The 1,182-nt window shown below is 33.9% G+C and carries 2 protein-coding genes; both read right to left on the minus strand.

Annotated features, from left to right (window positions below):
• Window positions 1-87: 87 nt before the first annotated feature.
• The gene (locus tag BKK52_RS14030) at window positions 88-339 is read right to left on the minus strand and encodes a PTS transporter subunit EIIB (protein ID WP_077474628.1); all 252 of its coding nucleotides are present in this window, start codon (window positions 337-339) and stop codon (window positions 88-90) included.
• A 3-nt stretch (window positions 340-342) separates the two neighbouring features.
• Window positions 343-1,143, minus strand: a complete 801-nt coding sequence (locus BKK52_RS13270; RefSeq protein WP_077474629.1) for a triose-phosphate isomerase — start codon at window positions 1,141-1,143, stop codon at window positions 343-345.
• Window positions 1,144-1,182: the final 39 nt, after the last annotated feature.

Below are 1,182 nucleotides of genomic sequence, written 5' to 3' on the forward strand. Positions count from 1 at the left end.
ACGGATTGCGTTTGCTAATTGTCTGCGAGTTGCCATTAGTTAAATACTCCTGTTATAAAATGAATTTCTATACAAAGAACTAGATATTTACGATAGTAATTGATGACTCATCGCATCATGTAGTTCCTTCACAATTTCCGACCCCACAATAATCTGATATTGATTCGGTAAAGAAAACAATCCCTTTATGCAAGGCATCTTCTCAATTGCTAATTTATCAATTTTGCTATCATTATTTAAAACTACTCTAATACGAGTTGCACAATGCGTTAATGCACTAATATTATTTCTTCCACCTAATTTTTCTATAAGTTCATAGGCAATAGCTGAGTAATCCATTTTTTATTTCTCCGCATCTTCTGCTTTTTTCAAGGCATTAGTAATCAGTGAATGGAAATTTAATGCATCCCAAGCGCTTCTCCCCACAAATAATCCGTCAATGTAGCTTTGTGATATTAATTCATCTGAATTACTAGGATTCACACTGCCTCCATATAATATGGGTATTTTATTGCCTTCTTCACCAAATAACTCAAATAGGCATTGTTTTATAACCGCATGTTTTTCATTAGCATATTCTGCTGTAGCAGGAACACCATTCGTACCAATAGCCCAAACAGGTTCATATGCAATACGCAATAAAGGCAATTGCTCAATGTTTACACCGTATAGACCTATTTTTAACTGTGTTCTTAAAACCTCATCAGAAATATCATAGTTTTTTTGTTCTAAAGTCTCACCAATACATAGTAGTGTTATGAACTGATGCTGCAAAGAGGAAAGTACTTTCTCATTTTCTTCCTGATCTGTTTCTTTCATGATATGGCGTCGCTCGGAATGACCGATCATCACCAATTTCACTCCTAATTCTTTCAGCATTAAGGGAGAGATTTCACCAGTGAATTGTCCATTCTCATTGGGGTTCATATTTTGAGCACCAACTTTTATAGTCTGAGTACCCATTTTTATCTTCACCGTTTCGACAGCATCTTTTAATGTTGTATAAGAGGGTATGACAAAAAGCTCAATCTCATACTTTGATCGAAAAGTATTATAAAAATCAGATAACTCGGAAAGGTATTTCACAACATCAGTATTACCTTTATACATTTTCAAATTTGTACCAAAGTAAATTTTTTTCATTTCTATCATTTTTCCTTATTTATTTTGGGGCTGACGTAG

The organism is Rodentibacter trehalosifermentans (assembly GCF_002000545.1).
GTDB lineage: Bacteria > Pseudomonadota > Gammaproteobacteria > Enterobacterales > Pasteurellaceae > Rodentibacter > Rodentibacter trehalosifermentans.